Genomic DNA, 19,692 nt, shown 5'->3' on the forward strand with positions numbered 1-19,692 from the left:
TATTAAACTTTTTCTGACTTTAATTCAAAACTTTCTTCATTTTTACTTTCAACGTTTGAATTATCGGCTGCCAGCAACGTTTTCTCGTATGCTTTGACGAACGGGTAATACATTAACGCGGCTATAGCCATACAGATAAAGCACAGTATTACCGGAGCAATAGCCCAGTTAGTTGCCCATGATGCGCCAATGGGGGCGGGAGTCGTCCATGCGGTCATCATAACCACTTTCTCTACCAGCCCCAGATCGATGGCATACCATGCAAGAATGGCGTTAATCACAGGGATAAACACAAACGGAATGAACAAAATCGGGTTCATGATGATCGGCGCGCCGAACAATATCGGTTCGTTGATGTTGAAAAGACCGGGTACAAAGCCCATACGGCCGATAGTCCGAAGATGAGCAGCTCTACTTCTGATCAGCAGAATTGCCAATGGTAAGGTTGAACCCACACCTCCTATAAACAGGAAATGATCCCAGAAGCCTTGTACAAAAGTATGCGGGATCGCTTCTCCTGCTGCCAATGCGGCCTGGTTAGACGCAAGGTTCGCCATCCAGAAAGGGTTCATGATCCCGGTAACAATCATCGTCCCATGTATACCCGCGAACCACAGGATTTGGCACAACAGCACGGCTAGAATCACCGCTAAAAGGCTATCCGATGCCGCGACTAAGGGCTTAAGTATCGCCATAATAGCTTCAGGTAAAATCATACCTGTAGCATGCTCAATGAAAAGATTCAGAGGATGTAAGGTAATCATAATAATAATGACCGGGATCAGCACCTCAAACGACCGGGAAACACCAGGCGGCACCTGCTCCGGTAATTTAATTGTAATATTCCGTTTTTTCAGCCAACGATAGACCTCTGTCGCATATATTGAACAAAGCAACGCGGTAAAGATACCTTGGCCAGAAAAATACTGCATTGACAGGGCGCCGTTCTTAAGGTCGGCGGCAACCAGCATAAACGACATCAGCGAAAGAAGACCCGTTGTTATAGGATCTAAAGAGTATTGTTTTCCTAAACTTGCCCCTACCCCGACTGAAATAAATATGGTCATTAACCCCATACTCATATTAAACGGTAACATCAACTGTTCGCGATAGTTTGCAGAGAAATTCAGCCAGGCTTTCGCAAATTGAAAAGTGGTATTAGTTGATATTGGAGGAAAGATAAAAACAAGCATAAAGCTGCCAACAATCATAAACGGCAGCGCGGCGATGAATCCATCACGTATTGCCAGGACATATCGTTGCTGAGCAATAACACCAGCCATCGGCGCAAGCCGTTTTTCAATGATGCCAACCAAAAAATTATAAAATGAGTTCATCTGCTGTTTCACCCTACCGTCATTTAGCCAGTTCTAATGCAATATCCAGAACCCGATCTCCGCGCAGCATCCCATAGTCCAGCATCTCGATAGGTTGGACTTTAATTCCATAAACGGACGCTTTAGACGATAAATTATTCTGCATATACTTAATTTGCGGTCCAAGCAGCACGACATGGTAGTTGGGCATGTTTTCATCAAATTCAGCCACGCCAAAAGCCTTGATTTCAACATCCAGGTTCTTCGCTTCCGCGGCTTCTTCCATTTTTTTTACCAGCAGGCTTGTAGACATACCTGCGGAGCAACAAAGCATGATCTTTTTCATTTTTAAATCTCCATATTGATAGTTCGAAGCAATATAAATCCATATCATTTTTTAGGAAATCGATTTCAAGCATAAATGCCGTAATCGTGACAGCGATCACTATCCTTATCATTAAGGCCTATATATATCAATGCGTTATAAAAATAACATTCAAATTTTATCGTTATAACCCTTTTAATTGCTCTAAGATACCGGTATCAAACACAATCTTTACCGCAGTCGTCACCGATGTAACCCACTGCGCCAGCCCGCCGTTCAGCGCAAACCTGTGGAAATTACCGATGGAGCTATCCGCTCTGCCTGCCGCTACGCCGCATGAAATCTCAAGCTGACATACCCTGACTGCTCGGTTGCTTTAGAGGTAAAACCACCAGGGTTTGAGCGCTACAGCTTAGGGAGCGAATGACTACAAGTCAGACCAATATGAAACCGATATCTAAAAATATAAAGAAAAAACCGAATTTTATGAAATGATAATATTGACGTATTTTCAATATAAAATCTATTATAATCAATATATTATCACATATTACCAAATGTGACGGAACGCACACTTCATGACAAAAGGTTAAAATTCAGTTGATCATGAAACCGATTTCTTAGAGAGTGAATGTCAACCGATGTCTAATGCTGATTTAAGGCTGCCTAAACGCCTTAAATGGAATCTAAGATGACACAAGCGAAACAGGGTCAGGTGAATACCCCTCTTATCTCATTGTGACTTTTTAATTATGCAAAACTTCGATGGAGATATGGCTCAGGAAATTAATTGATAACGGGATATCTTTGATACGCCAAAAGTGTAAATCAGCAGCAATCTCAGCGCCTGAAAACGAACGCTGTCGCAGCGTATTTAAATTCCCCTAGCATCTGGTATTAGTTTGCAGGTTAAGAATAGACAACGCGAGTCGAATTTATATAGAACAGTTATCGCTTTCACAGATACATCGCTGATGATCGGTAAAAGAATAGTCATTATTCTGTTCACTATTAAGCTATTAAGCTATTAAGCTATTAAGCTATTAACCCAAACGGTTGATCTCATCATTGATCAGCTGCGCCCCGACTTTCATTTTATTTCATGAAGCAAGGGGAGAACAGAATGCTAACAAAAAACAAAAGTAATGGGTTAATAACCCTTTGCTTTAATAGCACTACCCTCTGGATTAAAACTTTTTACTTAAAGACTTTTAACTTATCAATACATTTTGAAAAGGGATTGTTATGAAAAAGAACTACCTCGCAAGTTCAATTATGCTCTGCTGTGGAATGTTACTTTCCTCACAGGTAACGGCGAGTGAAACCATTGGTTTTCACGGCTATATAAGAGCCGGGTCCCTTTTTGATGCCAGAGATAACTTTAGCAAAGCGGGTTATGCAGATGAGATTGATAAAAACATGGGCCGTCTGGGGGCTGAAGTTGACAATAGCTGGGAAGGTCGGCTGAATAAATTATGGAATTTAAATGACGGTAAATCTGTCGATATTCATCTGACAATCGAGTCTAAAGGGGATGGTTTACAAACCCGTGCGGCACCGCGCGAAACAGGTATTTCAGAAAGCTACGTAGAACTCGGCGGCATTACCCCGACGGGTAAACTATGGGGTGGCCTGAGATACTACGATCGTGAAAACTATGTATTCACAACCGATTATTTCTATACCGATTACTCAGGTACCGGTATTGGGGTTAAAGACCTTGAATTGGGTGGTGGGAAATGGGATATGGCTTACATCGTCAGTAATGATGCTAACCATACTGAACGCCCGGATGGTAATTCGGCGATCATGCACACCGTGCACTCCAGCGCAAAATATGGCGCATGGGATTTTGAGATTGCCGCTAAACAGATGCCAGATAACTCATTTATTGGTGATGACCACAAATATGCAACTAAAGGCATAGAAGGAACCGTCATCTACTCCAGGGATGATTTCTTTACCGCCACTGGCGGTTTTTCAAAAGTCATTTTACAGGCAGGACGCGGACTGGGTTCCGGAGATCTCCTAGGCGCGACATTAACGGATACGTCGATGTATCGTAAAAGCTCTCTGTATCAGAAAACAATGCAGGATGTAAATAACGGCTATAAACCCTATCAAACTAAGGTCCAGGAGGGCGACCAGTCCTATCGTATGTTTGTATGGGGAGGCTGGTATGGTGCTAACGTCAATATTTTACCCACCTTCACCTACCAATATAATGACTATGAAGCAGGCCACCATGACTCATGGTATGCAGCATCATTACGCTCAGTTTTCCCGTTTAATGAGTTCTTCTCAATACAGACAGAAGTCGGCTACGTCGATAACGATCTTGTCGTGAATAATATGGACCAGAGCAGCCGCTCCAGTAAGATTAGCTTTGTTCCGACATTTACCGTTAACACCGGAATGGGGCCATCACCGGAGATTCGACTGCTCGCGACCTATGTCGATCGTAAATACAATGTGAGCTGGATGGACAGTCGTGGTGACTTCCTTGTAGGTGTCCAGGCCGATATGTGGTGGTAATGACGCCAGGTCGATAGTAAAGCGGATGTAACGATCCGCTTTACATCAGATGCAGCGCTCAGCCCACGATCACAATTTTACAATACGCAATCTTAAAACTTACTATCACCGAGTCTCTGTTAAGCATGAAACATAAAAAATCTTCGCTAAATCTCTCTCTGCTACTACTCAGCCTGATGGTTACTGGCTGTCATTCATTTGTAGCATCGACATCAGGCACAAGCGCTCATTCACTGCAGGAACAGGTGGCCATCGACCGGAATGCGCTTGCGGCAAAGTCAGCCATTGATAAGCTCAGCGATATTAAGTACACCCCTATCCAGGGTGATAACGTCATGGCCCAGATCAATGAAAATAGCCAGGTTTTTTCTTTTAACTCAGAGAAGAGTTATGTTGCGGCCTATTCTATCGAAGGTAAACAGGTGGGTCGGTCGGTAAAATTAAGTTCGCCACTCGATTTTAGCGTGTTCATCCCTTCCGTGATGATTTTAGATGAAAACTTTAACGTTGTTAATGTAATAAAAAGTAGCCACTTCCCCTACACCGAGGATTCATTCGGCGCCAACCTTTACAAAGGCACATTCTCATTACCGGATGGTTATACAAAACTGTATTTATTAATTTACACAACCGCTAAAGACGCTTCCGGAAGTACCGTTATTGACAATGAATTGTTACAAAATAGTATGCGTTACGACAGGGTTTCTGATGTCGGTAAATTTTCTAGGCTAGCCGTCCCCCATTCCACCACGGGACGTATAAAGCTTGAACTTATAAAAAGTGCTGATGACCGCTATGTTACAGAAGAGGCCCCGGTAAGGACGCCTGTGTGTCTGCAAAATAGGCCCAACACTGCTGCTGGTATAAGCGCACAGGAATATTATGAAAAAATAAGAAAACTATTATCTTTCAAAGACTATGAACAAGCTATTCAGTATGTTCGTGAAGCTGAGTGTTCAGGCTTTACAAAAGCCAGAGATGTTTTCTTTTCTGTGATTGAGGATAATGAAAGGAAAAATTTATAGTTGAGAACTCGCCATATCTATCGTAACCTTGCTCGATGGGTAACCATGATGATTCTATTGAACCATTAAATGTAATAGAGAGCCACGTGAAGAAAGCCAGGATGAAAAGCACGACAGTCTACGATATTGCTCGTGTCGCAGGTGTCTCTGCAAGTACTGTTTCTCGTATATTGACAGGATCGGCTAAAGTTGCTGAAGAGAAGCGTATTGCGGTCGAGCAGGCTATAAAGGAGTTAGATTTCCGGCCCAATCTCATGGCGCAATCATTAAAGAGCGGCCAGTCAATGACGCTTGGCGTGCTGACACAGCATCTTGATAGTCCGTTTTCTAATGAAATGTTGCGTGGTGTGGAAAAAACCCTTGAAGGTACCGGCTACGTACCTGTTGTCGTGAGCGGTCACTGGAAGTCGAAGCAAGAACTCGAACGTATGCAGTTACTGATTGACCGTCGCGTGGATGGAATAATTATATTAACAGGACACGTTAGCCAACAAAGTCTCATCGAGTTATCCCTTCAGGTCCCTATCGTAGCAGCCGGCCATGATATTAATACAGCGCAGGTTCGTTCATTTAATGTCAACAATAGCCTCGGCGGTTATATGGCGACGCAATACTTATTAGATCTTGGGCATCGAAAGATTGCCCATATTCTTGGCAAGATGGATCAAAAGGATGCGGTTGATCGTCTTAATGGCTACCGCCAGGCCCTGAGCATTGCAGGCATTGAGTATAATCCAGACCTCGTTGTACAAGGTGACTTCAGCGAAGAAGGTGGTCGCCAGGCGATTAAGCATCTGGTCTCCAATAATATTGATTTCAGTGCCGTATTTTGTGCCAACGATCAAACCGCATACGGTGCGATACTCGGCCTCAAAGAGGCTGATTTAGACGTGCCTGATGATATTTCCGTGATTGGCTTCGATGACCTGCCCTTTTCAACATATAGTAATCCTCCCCTTACCACCATCAAACAGCCCATTTATGAAACCGGCGTTAAGCTGGCGCAGACGCTGCTTAGCTTAATTAATGGTGGTGATGATGAAGTGACAAAAGAAAGTGAATCCCTGCTTCCTGAACTGCAGATTGTTAACCGGAAAACCGCCTTGGAATTCAAATGACTTACCCTTTATCCGTAAGCTTTTCCGAACAATATGATTTTACGGCAAGCTCACGGGAAGTTTAAATTCTCTTATTAATAATCCCGATGAAAAACCCTTGCCTTTATCGTTCGGAGGGTTTTGTCTGATGACGCCGGTCTACTCTCCTGCCCGCCTGAAAAATGAATACGGCTCTTTTCCCGGTCTGCACCCATCATTCGGTAATTGTTAAAGATATCAATTACTATAATAACCCTGTGCAATTATTATATCTTTGCAGCTACAGAGATCATGCTGTCTTTATGAAATAGCCCCGCAATACTCAGACAGCCGATATGGCGGCAATAACGGATAATCTGAATATGTGGTTTGTTGGCCAGTCGTGAGAGACCGGATCAGCGGCATTTAAGACCAGAAAAGCCGACTCGGCGCGGCTCAAGGAAATAGCGGGACTATAAACGGCGTATGGCTACCGGCGCTGCCGGCGAGGAGGTCTGAGATAGCATCCCCAGTGAACGCTCCATCGAAACGTAGTCCCGGGCGGACAAGAAAACACCAGCGGTTGGCTGACTTAAATGGCGGTGATGGTGCTGACCAATAAAACGAACAGGACATCCCCCTTCTTGCCAGAGAACGGCGAATAAGCACCCCGGTTACTGCCACCACTCAGCCCATTTCATGACCCGTCGGTCTTATTGTCAGCAATAAAAAAGGTGCGGCATATATCACAATGTCGCACCTCATATTATATCTTTAACTTTACTTATTCAGATAACCTTCATCTATATAGCTGGTTGTCCAGAAGAAAGGAGCATTCCAGTTGATAGTGACTTCATTCAGAGTCCATGCGCCAATTTCATCTTTCCAGCATGTTTGCCCGGTACAATGTCCTTTGAGACTGGCAGCGATAGGATCGCTGAAGCTGATCGAGTTTGGCCCACCGGACATCACGCCTGGCGGCACCAGCGGTGATGACGGATCGAGCTGCTGAGCCCAGAATCTATGGTGCGGATTCTTGAGCGGTCGGCTACCGTAACCCGACACATAGGATTGATCGAGCGGGTTGCGTCCAAGAACATAATCCATGGCGTCAGACATCGCCTGGACATATTTGCGGTCGCCGGTGAAATCATGCGCCAGCCCAAGGAAAATACTGCGGTTCATCAGGTTCGAGTTAGAACCCCATGGATACTCCACTGCAGAATAAGGAATCAGATACCCCTCAGTCTGTACGCTTTGCGCGTAGGCATTCGCAGTATTAATAATCGTCTGTTTGGCTTTTTTAACGTCTTCAGCAGGAAGATCGTTCGGAACCAGCGCCAGGGTAATAGTCCCGGCAGCAGAGACGTCCTGCCAGAAGAGATCGCCCGTAGCGTCTTTATCGCCTTTAGGGCTGGTTAGGTAGTAGCGTGAGTTTTTTATCGCATCGAGATATTCAGCTTTTCCTGTTGTGGTAAACAGTTCCGCCGCAGCCCAATAGAACTCATCATCCACTTTGGTATCATCATACGGGCCTGAACCGACAAAGTTGTCGTAGGCAAAAACATTTGGATGCTTATTAGCCGATTTCCATGCTTTCTCTGCCGCTGCGAGGCAGCGTTTCGCATAGGCTGCGTCCGTATCTTTCCAGACGCGCGCGCATTGCGCTGCAGTCGCCGCCAGATTTAAGGTCGCTGCAGTACTCGGCTGGCTTAAATAACGCGGCTGGGGATCTTTATGTGGCGGAAGCGGCATGCCAGTCCAGGCCTCATCGGCCACTTTATGAAACGCCATCCCTGAAGCATCGATCTCTGTCAGCTTGAGTGCCTCAAGATGACCGGACTGATCGCCGACGGGTACCCACGCCTTCTTGCCATCAGGAACCTGCATTGCCAGCATAAAGTCCATCATCCAGCGCGCTTCATCCAGAAGATCGTTCTTGCGATTGTTATTTTCGGGGATTTTTACTTTACCATCGCTAAATGCGCTTTCCTTAACGTTGCGAGAGTATTTCTCGTGTTCAAAGAAATTCATTAAGGTCCATGTGGAAATACCGCCATTCGCAACGTATTTACCCTGGTCCCCCGCATCGTACCAGCCACCGGTAACATCCAGCTTATAATCACAGCCAGGCCATTTATTGCCTTTGGCGTCGGTCTTATTAAAGCACGTTACTCGTTCTGACGGATGCCCTGCCGGACGGGCAAGATCGGGCCGTTGAACGTACTGTTTCTCGATAGGAATACCGCTACGCTGCTGATAGAAGAAAGAGAGCGCATCGTACTTCAGCTGTTGATAGAGTTTGCTGCTGATATTAAATGGGTGGCTCTTTTTATCACCCACCACCAACGTTAACTCGTCTGTTTCTTCCGTGTACTGGCTGAAATCGATAATATGCACATTTTCATTTGATGCACGGTTGATACCGAAGGGTTTAGTCTGACCCTCGGCCACTTTCGTCCCCATGCTATTGAGTAGAGTCCAGCTCAATGGCTGAGTCGAATCACTCACCATGGTTGCTCGCTTCAACGCGTGCGGCAAGTATCCGACCTGGTTTACCCTAATCGGCGCAAAGTTCGACGCGACTTTCAGCCGAGGCCCCTTCAAAGAAACGTTGCTGAGGCAAACCGTGGTCGGAGACTGAGTGCCCAGCTGTAGCTGGAACTGAGCCTTCTCGTCTGCTGATTTAGGGGTGAATTTAAAATTAAAGTCTTTCCGTGTTTCGTTTAATTCAACGTCCTGGGCGAAATAGTTCGTATATGGTGCGCCATCTTGTTGAACCAAAATTTTGGCATTAATTGGCTTCTTGGTTACCGCTGTAAAGCTAAGATTATAAGACTGGCCTTCCGCCAGAGGGATCCCGGACTGAGCAAAAATGACATCCCAGGGGTTCGCTCCACCGTTAGTGAAGGTAAAACAGCCCATATTGTCTACACGATCCAACTGGCCTCCTGCGGCCCACCAACCATCCGTCCCCGCGGCAAAACTCCCATTATTCACTAACTCCTCTGCCGGGCTGGCACTCTGTTGAGTGCTACTACCATCGCCGTTAATACAACCCTGTAAAGCAAAAAGACTTGAGAAAATGAGTGAGAACTTAACTGTTCTGCGTGTGTTCATTGAAAACTCTCCGAATTAAACACCCTAAACATAATGATTCCAAAAAATAGACAACAGAAAATAGATCACCGATGAAATAGATTGATACGGCAGCCACCATCGCCTTGTGATAAATCGACCTGTTTACGCTCTAAATGTTTTGTAGCTTATCTTGAGTGGTAAATTCTTATGCGTAGCCTATTCCAAAATAACGATCGGCGTGGTCGGTGTGACCGAAACGATAGTAACTCAATAGCGGTAAGAATAGCTGACATAGGATTTCCATCAGAAACTACATGTAATGCACCTTGGGTCATGTACGACTTCATTGCCATCATAGCCACATCACGATTCTTCTGAAATCGATTTCTAGTCAGCTGTGCGATTTTTGTGATTTCCATCTCTGTTTAGAAGATGAGCCTTGCTATTCCTTCATCAAGACATAGATCACAAAGGTTGTTCATGCTCTTATGGCTCACGGATACGGCATGCATAAAACATGAACACGTCACTAGCATGCACGTGAAATCGATTTCTATAAAACTTACTCTGGGGTTTGTGTATGAAAATCATGCTGGGGGCTAACTGCACATTGATTGCCTTATTGAGCGCAAATGTCGCGTTGGCATCTAATGAAGTTGCCGTTGCACCTTACTTTTCCGATTGGCCGGCAATACATAGCGTCATTACCAAAGACGAAACGATTGAGAATAGAGTCAAAGAGATTCTTGCAAAGATGACTCTTGATGAAAAAATTGGCCAAATGCTGCAGCCTGATTTTCGGGAAATCACCCCTGAGGAAGTGGCTCAATATAAAATTGGTTCGGTACTTAACGGTGGCGGTGGTTGGCCTGATAACAATAAACACTCTCTGGCTCGGAGCTGGGTCACTGAAGCAGATAAATACTGGATTGCAACGGATAAGGCCTTTGCTGGTCGTGGCTTCAGAATTCCCTTTATGTGGGCTACCGATGCGGTTCATGGTCATAACAACGTCTTCCAGGCCACTCTCTTCCCACATAATATTGGCCTGGGAGCCGCCCACGATCCTGATTTAATTTATAGAATTGGCCAGGCAACGGCTCTCGAAGTTGCCGCGACAGGTCTTGACTGGACCTTTGCTCCCACCGTCGCGGTGCCACGTGACGATCGTTGGGGACGCACCTATGAAGGTTATTCTGAGGATCCCTCCATCGTCTATGCCTATGCAAAAGAGATGGTCAGGGGCCTACAAGGTTCTGCATCTGATCTGAAGGGACAACATCATGTTATTTCAACCGTTAAGCACTTTGTTGGCGATGGCGGAACGCTGTACGGCGTTGATCGCGGTGATACTAATTATTCAGAGAATGACCTGCGTAATATTCACGCGGTAGGATATTTTTCAGGCCTAGACGCGGGCGCTCAGGCCGTAATGGCGTCGTTTAATAGCTGGAAAAACGATAAAAATTCCGCTATGGGAATTAAGGTCGGGAGCGAGTACAACGGCAAACTGCACGGCAGCTATTATATGCTAACGCAGGTACTTAAGGACAAAATGGGTTTTGATGGCATAGTCATATCTGACTGGAACGGCCATAGTGAAATCTCTGGTTGTAGTATGGGAGACTGTGAAGCTGCAGTGCTGGCTGGCATAGATATTTTCATGGTGACAGCAAGAAAGGACTGGATGTCATTTCGGACCAGCTTACTCGATAGTGTTAATGACAAAACCGTCCCAATGTCCAGAATTGACGACGCAGTCAGTCGCATTCTGAGAGTCAAAATGCGTGCTGGTATGTGGGACAAACCTATGCCGTCTCAGCGTACCCTTGCAGGGAAACAGAGCATTCTTGGGAATCCTGACCACCGCGCACTGGCAAGGGAGGCAGTTCGTAAGTCCCTAGTATTGCTGAAGAACAAAAATAACATTTTGCCTCTTAGCCGAGACCTCAACGTGCTGGTTGCCGGTAGCGCTGCGAATGATATCAGCAAGCAAATTGGCGGCTGGAGCCTCACCTGGCAAGGGACGGAAAATAACCTGTCTGATTTCCCTGACGCCGTTACCGTCGCAGGAGCCATTGAGAAAACCATTGGCAAACACAACGTAATGACACTCTCCTCAAGCCAGCTGGATCTTAAAGAACGGCCCGATGTGGCTATCGTCGCCATGGGCGAAGACTCATACGCAGAATGGTTAGGTGATATTCCTGATAATAAGACGCTATCCTACTCCGAGCTGAAGGCTGGCTATTCCGGAGATCTCAAGTTATTAAAACAACTAAATAAAGCCGGTATCCCGACGGTTGTTATTTTGCTTTCTGGCAGACCGCTCTACGTCAACGAAGAGATCAATCTTTCCGATGCATTCGTTGCCGCCTGGTTACCAGGCACCGAAGCAGAAGGCATTACCGATGTCATCTTCCGCGACACTAGCGGTACGATAAGTCATGATTTCCAGGGGGCTTTGTCGTTTTCATGGCCAGCACAGAAATGTGCGACCACAATCAACGCGGCACCAACCAATATCGCTGGCTGGCAGCGTCCGGAATTTGAACAGAAGCCGGATAAAGAGCATGTGTTATTTAATTTTGGTTACGGATTGACCTACAACCCGCCTTCACGAACGGCGGCTAATTATCAAGATTTGGATCGCTTACCGCTCGATAATCGTCGCCTGGGCTGCCGGGAGTTGAGCATGGAAAAATCGCCGGTGGCCACCACCCGACTCGAGCTGTTCGGTGAAAAAGCCTCCGATGAGCATCGTTTAAGAATGGGAGATGAGAGTAACTGGACCGGTACCGAGGTATCAATAAACGGTAAATCCGCGATGCAGTATATTAGCGTACGCCCTGTCGATTATAAACGTCAGCAGGATGCGCGCGAGGTAACATTTATGGGGACCAGCGAGAGTACCGGTGCATCTATCCAACTTCAGACAACCAATGTTAAAGGGATTAATCGGAATAATTATCTCAAGGCAAACAGTAACTTAATGGTGACTTTGCGCGTTAAGAAAAAACCAGATCGTAAAATGGAGATAGGTATGCAGTGCGGTTGGCCATGCGCTTCCTCTATCGCTATCAACGAGACCTTAAATACTCTCCCGTTAAATAAATGGGTCACCCTCAGCATTCCGCTAACTTGTTTCAAAGAAAATATGGATTTTTCTAAAACTAATACACCCTTTATTCTGACGACCACGGCGAATGCCAAACTCGATTTGGGATTAATTAACTGGACTCCAGCTGGCGTTAATCCGGAGATGGATAACCTCGTCCAGGTTACTTGTGATGGAACCCCGAGATAAATCCACGATGTAAATCACAGTGGCTAACCCTATTCGACAGTCTCTGTATATGGCTGTCGGATAGATAGCCTATCAGGAGCTCCTGCTATCCGCTTTCTACACCCGCAGAAATTAAGTAATGCTGGTGCGACTAATTTCTCCCTTTTCATTAAGCCCTGTAACATATTCCTTTCCCTCTTTAGCCTATTACATTATCTTGGCTATATCCTTATTTCTACCCTATATTCCAGAGCCAGAAGGCGTGCCTTGGTCAGGCTGAGAATAAAAGGTCAAGATTGTCTGAATCGCTGCTTGATTTCTGGCAGCAAGTGAGTTGCATAAGCTTCCTGGCGAATTCGCCTTATCGAGGCTATGGAAAGAATTCAGGGAGGAGATCATAGATACTTCTGAGCCGTCGATAATATTGATTTTCAAATTCCGTCGGTGGCATCTGATCACTCGAACCATGCCGACGCTTACTGTTATAAAACATTTCGATGTAATCAAAAATATCGCTGCGGGCTTCTTCCCGCGTTCCATAGATCTTTTTCTTTATCCGTTCACGCTTCAGCAACTGGAACAAGCTTTCTGCAACCGCGTTATCGTGGCAGTTACCGCGACGGCTCATGCTGCCCTCCAGGCCGTGTGATTTAAGGAACGACTGCCACTCATGGCTTGTGTACTGACTGCCCTGATCAGAGTGAACCAGCACCTGTTTTTGGGGATTACGCCGCCATACAGCCATCAGCAATGCGTTCAGGACAATGGCCTTTGTCATCCGGGATTGCATTGACCAGCCGATAATTTTGCGTGAGAACAGATCAACAACCACGGCAAGATACAGCCAGCCTTCGTGGGTCCTGATGTAGGTGATGTCCGTTACCCAACGTTCATCCGGAGCATCCGGATTGAACTGTCGCTGGAGCCTGTTGGGCGACACGATACTGGCCTCGCCTTTACGTGCTCGCGGGCTCCGGTATCCGACCTGAGCCTTTATCCCGGCACGTTTCATCAGTCGCCAGACTCTGTTGACTCCGCACTGTTGCCCGCTGTCCCGCAGATCCAGATGGATCTTGCGATAACCATAGACGCATCCCGATTCCAGTCAGAACTGTTTAATCTGTAGTGGATCACAAAATCAGGACACCGGGATAACCTGTTTCCACTTTTCTTCATGTAAGCAAGGCGGTAAACCATCGTTGTTCGTGTGAGGTCGATAAACGTTGTAATAACCATTAATCCACTGGCTTATATCGCGTACCGAATGGCTAAAATCACCATAACCACCTTTCGGAAGCCATTCACTTTTAAGGCTGCGAAAGACTCTTTCCATCGGCGAATTATCCAGGCAATTCCCTCTGCGACTCATACTTTGCATTACCCCATAACGCCAGAGTAACTTTCTGTATTTATTGCTTTTATACTGAACACCTTGATCTGAATGAAACAGCAGGCGGCCATCACGCGGTCGTGTTTCCAGTGCATTACGCAAAGCCCTACACACCAACTCAGCATCAGCGGTTAATGAGAGGGCTGAACCGATAATCCGCCGTGAATATAAATCAACAACGAGCGCGAGATAACACCATTTGTCCTGCAGGCGAATAAAACTGATGTCGCCGCACCAGACGCGGTTTGGTGCGGCGGGGTTAAATTGCCGGTTCAGTAAATTTGGCAATGGCGGACTTTTGTCTTCGTTTACCCGGTAGTGATGTTTAACCGGCTGTCGACTTGTCAGCCCGCATTCCCGCATCAGTCGTCGTGCCAGCCACCGGCCTGCATCAACGCCACTCTGGCGCAACATCTGACTGATTGCCCGGCTACCGGCTGCGCCACGACTGAGAGCATGGAAAGCCCTCACCCGACTTCGTAATTCAATTCTTTGCACATTAACAGGACGCTTCACCTGCGCGTAATAAACGCTACGGTGAATACCGAATAAATGACAAAGAACCCGCACTGGCCACTTTGCTTTCAGCCGTGTGATTAGCGCGACGGCTTCCCGGGGATTTCGCTCATCAGCACGGCAGCCTGCTTTAGTATTTCTTTTTCCATCTCAAAGCGCTTTATCCGCGCTTTAAGCTGCTGAATTTCGCGTTGTTCAGGGGTAATAGCATTACCAGCGGGCTCAATACCCTGAAGTTCCTGCTTATACAACCGTATCCATTTACGCAAATGGTCAGGGTTGAGCTCGAGTGCCAGCGCGACTTCTCTGACATCACGCTGGTATTTAACCACCTGTTCGATAGCTTCAAGCTTGAACTCCGGGGAAAAGGTACGTTTAGTCCGACGAGTTTTGATCATGCATCACCTCATTTTCACTGTTTTAACATTAACAGGATTTCGAGGTGTCCTGAATTACCGATCCACTACAATCTGTCCTGTCAGTCTCCGGTCTGCCTGATGGCGTTGTGAATGCGGCTACTGAAGCCAGGAGTAAAAGCCACTGGGATAAACATCCAGCACCCGACAGAGCAGGCGAACAGGCCAGCAACAGGTGTTGTCACGGATAAAGGCGTACCTCAGTCGGACAGCTTTGCGAAGTACTTTTAATATGTCCCGTTCGTCGGTAACCCGCTTCAGCTTTTTCTGGAGACGCGGATCTCAACCTGAGCATCTGACTGTTCTTTATTAGTGGAAGAATCCGGACCGTACTTCTTTATCCAGGCGTAAAGGCTGTGGGTGGTGATATCAAGACGTGTTGCAACGCTGGAAACAGAATAACCACGATCAACAACCTGTTTGACTGCTTCAATTTTAAACTCTTCGGGATAACGCTTACCGCTCATAGGCACCTCTCTTTAAGTCATCTTAAATGACTCCGAGGTGTCAGTTAAAACCGTGGCGATTCAAAAAATTGCAGAGCTGATTACTGTTTAGTTAATGCTCCCGTCCCATTTATCTGGTGTGCTCTTGAAGGCCAGATCTCTTTGATATCCACCCTCTTACTGACAGATTCTCATTTTTCCACATCAATTAAGGTGACATTTCTAACTGGCTGAATCAGGTGGCATTTTAAGCTTGCAATAAGGGGTCCGCTGCGTGCCAGAAGCGGACGTTATGAAAGAGTAATGCGTAATTGGTAGCTAATCGATCCTCATTATAGGCATATTCCATAAGCGGCCAAGACGTAAATCCCATTCTGCATGACTGAACTTCAGTTGACCACTTTCAGGAGTCAGCGTAATTTCACTGAAGTAGACCCTTTCGTTTTCAACCATAAGATCAACCCTGCAGTAATCAAGATCAGTAGCCAGTTTCGCTGCAATATCAAGAATGTCGTCTAGAGAGGAAGGACGATCAATGTTGTAAGGGGTGTTACCATATCCAAGCGTAAACGGCTGTAGCATCCAATTAGTGTCATAAATATTAACATATTCTCTGCCGTTCACGCAGGTAAAATCTGCTTCGATGTACATGGCTTTTTTGTGAAAACAATGTACCCGGAACATTTCTGGTGTTACATCCTGGTCTTTGCCATCAAAAACATTAAGTTTTCGCTCAACTAATATTTTAGGTTGTATATTTTTATATTGCCACTCGCGGTTTGTATAATAAGGGTTCATACGCAACCGTCGATTGAAGTGACTCACTACCCTCCTTTTATTGAGTTCACTCTTATCATGACAGATGATGGAACTTCCACTATCATGATTGCACTTAATGACAAAAGAAACTGGAAGAGCTTCAAAGTCGCGGATTTTTATTCTCTCAAAAACGGCAAGCAACGGAACCAGATGTTCATTACCTACCATCATTTCAACATAGTCCCGAACAGCAATTTTATCAGCAATAACACTCAAGAAAAGATCGCGATTAAAAACCATGCGATAGTTTATCTTCTCGTTCAGTGTTAAAGGTAGAGATAAATCCAGCTCCCGATTAAATAATTTCCTGAACTTCGTGCGTCGATAACTCTCATCGGAAACGAAAAGAGTCCGTAAGGCTCTGAACCTGTACTCAATTAACTTATATCTTTGTTTTAACATTATCATGCCCTATTGTGTTAAAGCAGTGAACATACAGGTTCAGTATCAATGAACAATCAAGTTTATATGAAGGTTATGTCGGTATGACCTTCATTTTATGTGGCATGACTCATCGTTAAGTTACAAACAAAAAAACCGCCATTAAATGGCAGGTTTTATTTTTGGCTTTCTGGTTTGACGATCAGAATGTATAGAACGCACCAATAGTGAAAGCCAGGTAGTCATCTTTTTCAACAATGGGACTATGACTTACGCGGTTTGCCAGTGTTGTATAGCGCAGGTCTGCATAACCAGACCAGTTGTCATCAAATGTGTGTTGCCAGTTGATACCGTAATCGACACTGGTTAACCCCGAGTCGGAGTTAAACTGTTTAAATCCTGTATTTGTACTTTGCTTTTCGCTCACTCCAAACCAGGTATTATTGTACCGTGCATCGCCATAATTACGAACGGTACTGACGGTAAGTGTGTCGCTGTCATTATTAAACAAAACAACATTGAGGCCGATGTTATACAGAACCCCCTGGCTTTCAGTCAGGGGGGCAATAATATTACCTTCAAATCCAATCCAGGATACCATCCACCAACCCAGCGTTGTCGTCGAGTTCAGCGCTGTTTTTATTTTACCCATTCCTTTGAGATGTCTGGAACCATCCTGTAGCCAGGAACCGTCATCATCCCTTCTCCCCCATGTATATCCCAGAGCCTGTCCCAAGTAAAAACCATTATCAAAGGAATATGTAAGCCCCGCCCCTTTTTCTGAATTCAAAAACAAGGTTCCGTCAGTCCATTCAAAGTAAGGCGCGACTGTTGAGTCAAATTTATCGGCCCCCATATATTGAGGAGCATATTGAGCTCCTATGCCAACGGTTACCTCAGATTTATGTACATCAGACGAGGCGTAGGTTGCAAACGGCAGTAAAAATATTGCCGACAGGATCGTATTTAATTCCTTCATAAAACTCCCGGAATGAATTATGCTGTCTTAACAGGTTCGGAAGTATGCCGACAAATAATCAAGAACGCTGCAAGGGTTTATCAAGGTTTAATCAAGGTGCTTATGTGAAACGTGTCTTAATCATTGAAGACGATCTGGATGCTGCGAATGTACTTGAGGCATATCTTAAAAGAGATCAGTTCAATACCTCGTTCGCCAGTGACGGGCAACACGGTCTGGATCTGGTCTTCAGCTGGAAGCCCAATATCATTCTTCTTGATGTTATGTTGCCATCCATGAGTGGTACTGATGTCCTGCTAGCGGTACGACGGCGTAGTGATATCCCGGTGATAATGATCACCGCCATCAGCGACGGGGCAGATAAAATCAGTGCGCTTCGTTACGGTGCAGATGACTATGTGGTTAAACCTTACAATCCCGAAGAAGTCGTTGCACGCGTTCATGCTGTCCTGCGTCGTTATGCCGGGCAACGTAGCGGAGATATCCTCCAGTTCAGAAATATAAAAGCCGATATGGACTCCATGATAGTCGTCGTGGAAAAAGAAGGCATACCCCCTCAGGCACTAGAGCTGACCCCAACAGAACTGTCACTTCTGATGACATTCTTGAAGTCGCCATCTAAAGCCTTTACGCGTCAGGCGCTACTGGAAGCCTGCCTTCCGGAAAGCGATGCTCTTGAGAGGGTGGTTGATACGCATATCTATAATTTGCGTAAAAAGCTGGAAGCTGCGGGTCAACCTGATCTTCTGATTAATGTCAGGGGCATTGGTTACAGGTTTGCTAACTCATGAACAGAAAATTGCGATTTCAGAAAAGTGAAAACAGCTCTCTGTGGAACTGGATATGCCGTAAGGTTATTTCGCTGGCAGTAGGCAGCATAATCCTGATTTCTTTCTGCATGTGGCTGCGCTTTTACATTGATAACAAGTGGCACGAGTACAGGATACCTGTTGAGGTCAGGGCCGAGCTCGCTGAGTTAATTAAAAACCCCTGGCTAAATATTAACCGCTATCACGCGATCATTGATCGATGGTATGGCGTGGACTACTGGAAGCCAGAATTAAGGATTACTGACTGGCTAATTCTGGCTGTACTCGTCCTAATCGTAATGCCCATCATTTTCACACTGACGCTGAGAACAGCACGCCCTCTATCAAAGCAGATAAGTGCCCTTGCTAATGCAGCTAAATCTGTTGCTCAGGGTAGCTTCGGCGCAAAAGTAAAAATCCCGGATAATCTTCCTCTGGAATTACGTAGTCTCAGCGAAAATTTTAATGGGATGTCGATGCAGCTTGAGCGTTATGAAAAGGATCTAAAAAAATCGCATGTTGCCATGGCCCATGAACTTCGTTCTCCGTTGACCGCAGCCACAGGAAGACTCCAGGGCATGATTGATGGTGTATTTGAGCCCAGCGAAACCCAGCTGAAAATGGTCATGCAGCAACTTAACGAACTGAATCGGCTGGTTGAAGACCTGCATTTGCTGAAGCTTGCTGATGCCGGTCAGTTAAATCTGAGCATGATATCCGCCGGTCTTAATGAGATTGTCAGGGAAAAAATTGCATGGATTACACCTTCTGCAGAGAAAGCGGGCGTATCCATCAGACACAACCAGAATATGATGCTGAGCGGAGTAGCAGACCCCTATCGTTTAGGACAGGTTTTCCTGATACTGATGGATAATGCATTACGCTATGCAGCTGATGGTGGCGTGCTTGATATCAGTTACGACGCCACTCCAGATACCGTTTCGGTTATTTTCAGGGACAAAGGGCCTGCCGTTCCGAATGAATTGCTTGAAGATATCTTCACACCATTTGTTCGTGAAGAGGTTTCACGCTCCAGGCATTCCGGGGGCTCTGGCTTGGGACTTTCTATTGCCCGGGCGATATGTGAAGCACATGGAGGGCAACTGGAGGTAGAGAAAAATAAAAAGGGTGGACTTGCCTTCAGGGTATCGTTGCGAAAATCTTAAATTTTTGACTATTGATGATCCCTTGACGCCAGACCAATAGAATCTTGATAATCCACTGATTAAATGCATGGTAAACGGGAGTATACCATGCAGTCATTTCTTGAGTGCGTCAGTTCTGTAGTTCAT

12 protein-coding genes and 2 pseudogenes are annotated in these 19,692 nt (G+C 45.7%); 6 read left to right on the forward strand and 8 right to left on the reverse strand.

The genetic code is table 11. The features are described from left to right. Positions 1-2 precede the first annotated feature (2 nt). Entirely contained in the window at positions 3-1,337 is a 1,335-nt protein-coding gene (locus tag AC07P6_RS26780) for a PTS sugar transporter subunit IIC (protein ID WP_478317103.1), read from the reverse strand. Between the two features lie 19 nt (positions 1,338-1,356). After that, positions 1,357-1,662, reverse strand: a complete 306-nt coding sequence (locus AC07P6_RS26785; RefSeq protein ID WP_012540235.1) for a PTS sugar transporter subunit IIB — start codon at positions 1,660-1,662, stop codon at positions 1,357-1,359. Positions 1,663-2,886: 1,224 nt separating this feature from the next. Between AC07P6_RS26785 and AC07P6_RS26790 the strand changes: the two genes are divergently transcribed. The 3 genes from AC07P6_RS26790 (at position 2,887) to AC07P6_RS26800 (ending at position 6,319) form a co-directional block, all read left to right on the forward strand. Next, positions 2,887-4,176: a carbohydrate porin gene (locus AC07P6_RS26790; protein ID WP_049594013.1), complete on the forward strand. Its 1,290-nt coding sequence runs from the start codon at positions 2,887-2,889 to the stop codon at positions 4,174-4,176. Between the two features lie 125 nt (positions 4,177-4,301). Next, positions 4,302-5,201: a MalM family protein gene (locus tag AC07P6_RS26795; RefSeq protein WP_224360808.1), complete on the forward strand. Its 900-nt coding sequence runs from the start codon at positions 4,302-4,304 to the stop codon at positions 5,199-5,201. A gap of 101 nt (positions 5,202-5,302) precedes the next feature. After that, the gene (locus tag AC07P6_RS26800) at positions 5,303-6,319 is read left to right on the forward strand and encodes a LacI family DNA-binding transcriptional regulator (RefSeq protein ID WP_228708494.1); all 1,017 of its coding nucleotides are present in this window, start codon (positions 5,303-5,305) and stop codon (positions 6,317-6,319) included. Between the two features lie 738 nt (positions 6,320-7,057). Here the strand turns inward: AC07P6_RS26800 and AC07P6_RS26805 are convergent. After that, positions 7,058-9,397, reverse strand: coding sequence for a glycoside hydrolase family 9 protein (locus AC07P6_RS26805; protein ID WP_134897172.1), 2,340 nt, complete (start codon positions 9,395-9,397; stop codon positions 7,058-7,060). Positions 9,398-9,938: 541 nt separating this feature from the next. On the opposite strand from AC07P6_RS26805, the gene AC07P6_RS26810 reads away from it, so the two are divergent. Next, complete coding sequence (locus AC07P6_RS26810; protein WP_115197782.1) at positions 9,939-12,665, forward strand: glycoside hydrolase family 3 protein; 2,727 nt, start codon at positions 9,939-9,941, stop codon at positions 12,663-12,665. Positions 12,666-13,014: 349 nt separating this feature from the next. Here the strand turns inward: AC07P6_RS26810 and AC07P6_RS26815 are convergent. The 5 genes and pseudogenes from AC07P6_RS26815 to AC07P6_RS26835 form a co-directional block, all read right to left on the reverse strand. Continuing rightward, positions 13,015-13,749, reverse strand: a pseudogene (locus tag AC07P6_RS26815) (IS3 family transposase); the annotation flags it as partial. A 33-nt stretch (positions 13,750-13,782) separates the two neighbouring features. Continuing rightward, positions 13,783-14,948 (reverse strand): IS3-like element ISKpn37 family transposase gene (locus AC07P6_RS26820; RefSeq protein WP_478315073.1). Its coding sequence is split into 2 segments (ribosomal slippage): positions 13,783-14,684 and positions 14,684-14,948, totalling 1,167 coding nucleotides; the frame shifts between segments, so codons are not numbered across the junction. 120 nt (positions 14,949-15,068) lie between these two features. Then, a pseudogene (locus AC07P6_RS26825) lies at positions 15,069-15,433 on the reverse strand (transposase); the annotation flags it as partial. Positions 15,434-15,730: 297 nt separating this feature from the next. Continuing rightward, the gene (locus AC07P6_RS26830) at positions 15,731-16,633 is read right to left on the reverse strand and encodes an ATP-grasp fold amidoligase family protein (RefSeq protein ID WP_023320120.1); all 903 of its coding nucleotides are present in this window, start codon (positions 16,631-16,633) and stop codon (positions 15,731-15,733) included. Positions 16,634-16,814: 181 nt separating this feature from the next. Continuing rightward, entirely contained in the window at positions 16,815-17,591 is a 777-nt protein-coding gene (locus tag AC07P6_RS26835; protein WP_134897174.1) for a MipA/OmpV family protein, read from the reverse strand. A 104-nt stretch (positions 17,592-17,695) separates the two neighbouring features. Here AC07P6_RS26835 and AC07P6_RS26840 point away from each other — a divergent pair, with 104 nt between their 5' ends. Next, positions 17,696-18,382 (forward strand): response regulator, encoded by a 687-nt coding sequence (locus AC07P6_RS26840; protein WP_058675737.1) that lies wholly within the window; start codon positions 17,696-17,698, stop codon positions 18,380-18,382. Further along, a complete protein-coding gene (locus tag AC07P6_RS26845; protein WP_219676275.1) occupies positions 18,379-19,566 on the forward strand; it encodes a sensor histidine kinase in 1,188 nt (395 codons plus the stop codon). The genes AC07P6_RS26840 and AC07P6_RS26845 overlap by 4 nt, the downstream gene beginning before the upstream one ends. Positions 19,567-19,692 lie beyond the last annotated feature (126 nt).

This window comes from Klebsiella sp. GFKo11 (assembly GCF_056490265.1).